Raw genomic sequence first — 3,784 nt, forward strand, 5'->3', positions numbered from 1 at the left:
TGTTTCGGTCGTTTATCTCCGGGTTGTCAAGGGTCTGGGGCGGGCGCGGCCCGACGCAGCTTCTCGAGCTCCCAGCCGAGCACGGCGCCCACCAGCAGCACCGCGGGCTCGCCGGCGCGGCGCGCGTAGAGACCCGTCCACGCCGGGTTCCGCTCGCCCAGCTCGAGCGCGAGGAACGGGCGGCCATCGGCGCCGGCCAGCTCGAGGCGCCGCGCGCCGGGGCCGAGCCCGTAGTCCCCGGGCGTGGCGGGATCGGCATCGACGGTCGTCAGCGGGCGGAGCCCGCCGAGCGCGGCGATCAGGTCCGTCACCGCGCCATCGGGCCACGCGCGGCCGGCGGCGTCGGTCCAGCCGTGCTCGGCGCGCAGCGCGGTCGTCCGCCGCACTCCCTCCGCCAGCTCGACGCGCGCGACCGCGGCGGGCGGGACGGGCAGGAGCGGCGCCGCCTCCCGGGCGGCTGGCGGTGCGGCGCGAAGCGGCCCGAGCTCGACCACCCACAGGTAGGCGGCGAGCACGCCCAGGAGTCCCACCAGGAGCACGGTGCCGCGTGCCGTCATGCGAGGCGCCGCCGCCGGGCCGTGGCGAGCGCCCCGGCGGCCATGAGCGCGCTCGGCGCGACCACCACGCCCCAGAAGACGAGGCGGGCCTCGCGCGCCGTCAGGGTAAGCGGTGAGAACGTCCCCCCCGGCACCGCCGCCGGCCGCGCCGCGGCGAGCGCGTCGGCGCGCCCCGCGAGCTCGGCCGCGGTGAGGAGCAGGTCACGGTTGCCGAGCACGCCCAGGTGCGCGTTGGTCAGGAAGTCGGCGTCGCCGATCACGATCAGCCGGCCTTCCCGTCCGCCGGCCGCCGGGACGCGCGTGAAGGTGGCGACCGGCAGCGGGCCGCGCCGATCGTGGCCGGGCCGGAAGGCGGCGCCGTCGCCCGCCCGCCGGTCGACGTCCGCCCAGGCGCTCTCGGCGGTGGTGGCGAGGTAGTCGGCGCGCACGCCCGGCGCGTCGACCACGCGCAGCGTCTGCGCCTCGGGGAGGAGGGCCTGCACCTCGGGCGCGTCGGGGACGAGGTCCTGGTTCAGATAGGCGACGCGCGCCGAGAGACCGTCGGTGCCGAAGAGGCGCGCGTGCTCGTCCACCACGAGATCGCCCGCCGGCTCGACGCCGAAGCGGCGGAGCAGCGCGGCGACGCTCGGCGGTGTTCCCGGGTCGCAGAGGACGAGGGCGTCACCGCCCCCCGCGACGTAGGCGGCAAGCGCCTCCACCTCGGCCGGGCGGAGATCGCGCCTCGGCCCGGCCGCCACCACGAGCCCGGCGTCGGCCGGCACCGCGGCGGCGCCTTCGAGCACGCCCGTGCGGAAGCCCTCCGCGGCGAGCGCGCGGGCCGCCTCGGAGGCGCCGCGCCGCTCGTCGGTGTCGCGGGGATCGTGCTCGCCGTGCCCCACCACGAAGTAGGTGGCCACGGGCGGGGTTCCCGCCACGGCGAGGAGGGCCGCCGTCACCCCCTCCTCGCTCACGACCTCGACCGCCTCGTGCCGCTCGCCGGCCTCGACCACCGCCGTGTTGTAGGAGCCGACGCCGAGCCGCTTCGCCATTCCCGGGCTCCGGTCGAGGTCGAAGGCGCGCACGGTGATGCGCGGCTGGGCCTCCTGGTAGAGGGCCAGCAGGTCCGTCATCTCGCGCCGCAGCGCACCCGCCTGGCTCGAGTAGAAGAGCGTGATGCGCACGTCGCCGGCGAGACGGCCGAGGACCTCGCGGGTGTAGGGCGAGAGCGTGAAGCGGCGCTCGGGCGTCAGATCGAGCCGGCGCGGATGGAGCGCCGCGATCACGAGGAGGCAACCCAGGATCGCCGTCACGGCCGCGACCTGCACGCCAAGGAGAAGGACCGGGCGTCGCATCAGAGGCCCCGCCAGGCCCGCGCGCCGAGCGAGCGGTGCGCCAGGAAGAGGAAGAGCGCCGCGAAGGCGAGCAGGTAGACCACGTCCCGACTGTCGATCACACCCTGCGCGAAGCCGTAGAAGTGGTCGAAGAGCGAGAGCTGGAGGAGGGCGGGCGCGATGCGCGCGCCGATCGCGGCCTCGTTCCAGGTGGCGAACCAGGCGAAGACGAGGATGCCGTAAGTGAGCATGGCGCTCACCACCTGGTTCTCGCTCACGGTGGAGGCGGCCGCGCCGCAGGCGACGAAGGCGATGCCCAGGAGGACGAGGCCCACGTAGCCAGCGACCACCGGTGCCACCGCGAAGGGATGGAGAGCGTAGAGGAGCGCGGGACCGGTGACCGTCGCCGCGAGCAGGGCGAGGTAGAGCGCCAACGCCGCCAGGACCTTGCCGGCGAGCACCTCGCCGTCGCGCACGGGGAAGGTCCAGACCAACTCGAGCGTACCCTGCTTCCGCTCCTCGGCGAAGAGCCGCATGGTCGAGAGCGGCACGACGAGCAGTGCCACCAGGCGGAAATCGAGGAACACGAAGCGCCAGAGGCCGCGCGTCTGGTTCGCGCCCCCGACCAGCACGAAGAGCGCGAGGTCGCTGTAGAAGAAGTACCCCGTCAGAAGGAGGAAGACGGCGGCGAGGACCCAGCCGAGCGGCCCGCCGCACATCGACCCGAGCTCGCGCCGGCAGACGAGGAGGGATTTGGTCATTTTATCTCCTGGGGGCCCGTGCGGTGCTCGCGCCCTGCGGGCGCTGCGCTCCTCCGATGCCCCCAGACCCCGTCGGCCGGCGTGAGCGCTCTCGCGCTCGGCCTCCGCTCATCGCTGGCTCCCCTCTTGGCTCGCCACGAGCGCAAGGAACGCCTCCTCGAGCGAGGTCTCGACCGGGGCGAGCGCGAGGAGGCCCCAGCCGCTGCTGGTGACCCGCGCCGCCAGCTCGGCACGCGGGTCCCGCCCGGGCTCGACCTCGACGCGGCAGCGCGCGTGGCCGTTGGTCTGCGTCACCAGGTCGACGCGGCGCACGCCCGGCACGGCGGCGAGCGTGGCGGCGAGGGCGCCGGCCGGCGCCGCGGCCTCCACCTCGATGCGCGAGGTGGGCCGGAGGCGCGCTGCGAGGCGTGCGGGCGTGTCGGCGAAGAGCACCCGGCCGCGGTGCAGGATGACGACCCGGTCGCACAGGGTCCCGACCTCGGCGAGCGCGTGGCTCGAGACCAGGACGGCGCGCTCGGCGCCGAGGGCGCGGATCAGCCCGCGCATGTCGGCGCGTCTCTCCGGGTCGAGCCCGGCCGTCGGCTCGTCGAGGAGGAGCGCGGGCGGATCGCCGACCAGCGCGAAGGCGAGGCCGACCCGCTGCCGGACGCCCTTGGAGAGCGCCCCGATGCGCCGCCGGGCCACCGCCGCGAGCCCGGTGCGCTCGAGGACGTCCGCCACCGCCGCACGGCGCGCCCGGGCGGCGCCCACGTCCTTCATGCCGGCCGCGAAGTCGAGCAGGCCCGCGACCGTCATCTCGAGGTGGAGCGCGGGCCGCTCGGGCGCGTAGCCGAGCCGGCGGCGCGCGGCGAGCGGTGCCCGCACGACGTCGTGCCCGTCGATGAGCGCCTGCCCGCTGGTGGGCGGGAAGACGCCGGCCAGGATGCGGAGCGTGGTCGTCTTCCCGGCGCCGTTCGGACCGAGGAACCCCACCACCTCGCCCCGCGCGACCGCGAGCGAGACGTCCTCGATGGCGGCGCGGCCGCCGAAGCGCTTCGCGAGCTGCCGGGCCTCGATCACCCGACGGCGAGCCGCACGGGCTCGCGCTCCGGGGCGCGGGTGCGGCGGCGGAGGAGGAAGCGCGGGCGGACGATCTTCATCCAGGCCGGCACGATCA

General features: G+C 76.0%; 4 protein-coding genes. All 4 read right to left on the reverse strand.

From position 1 onward, the window contains the following. Positions 1-26: 26 nt before the first annotated feature. The gene (locus tag E6J59_15525; GenBank protein TMB17817.1) at positions 27-557 is read right to left on the reverse strand and encodes a hypothetical protein; all 531 of its coding nucleotides are present in this window, start codon (positions 555-557) and stop codon (positions 27-29) included. Then, positions 554-1,888 carry a hypothetical protein gene (locus E6J59_15530; GenBank protein TMB17818.1) on the reverse strand — a complete coding sequence of 445 codons (1,335 nt, stop codon included), beginning with the start codon at positions 1,886-1,888 and terminating at the stop codon, positions 554-556. Before E6J59_15530 ends, E6J59_15525 begins: the two co-directional genes overlap by 4 nt. After that, a complete protein-coding gene (locus E6J59_15535; protein ID TMB17819.1) occupies positions 1,888-2,628 on the reverse strand; it encodes an ABC transporter permease in 741 nt (246 codons plus the stop codon). The genes E6J59_15530 and E6J59_15535 overlap by 1 nt, the downstream gene beginning before the upstream one ends. Positions 2,629-2,736: 108 nt before the next feature. Further along, on the reverse strand, positions 2,737-3,784 hold a 1,048-nt coding region (locus E6J59_15540; GenBank protein TMB17820.1), incomplete at its 5' end, for an ABC transporter ATP-binding protein.

The organism is Deltaproteobacteria bacterium, from assembly GCA_005879795.1.
Lineage (GTDB): Bacteria > Desulfobacterota > Binatia > DP-6 > DP-6 > DP-6.

Bases quoted from the DNA above. Each gene is read 5' to 3' on its own strand.
- E6J59_15535 (TMB17819.1), bottom strand. From the start codon at position 2,628: ATGACCAAATCCCTCCTCGTCTGCCGGCGCGAGCTCGGGTCGATGTGC.
- E6J59_15530 (TMB17818.1), bottom strand. From the start codon at position 1,888: ATGCGACGCCCGGTCCTTCTCCTTGGCGTGCAGGTCGCGGCCGTGACG.
- E6J59_15525 (TMB17817.1), bottom strand. From the start codon at position 557: ATGACGGCACGCGGCACCGTGCTCCTGGTGGGACTCCTGGGCGTGCTC.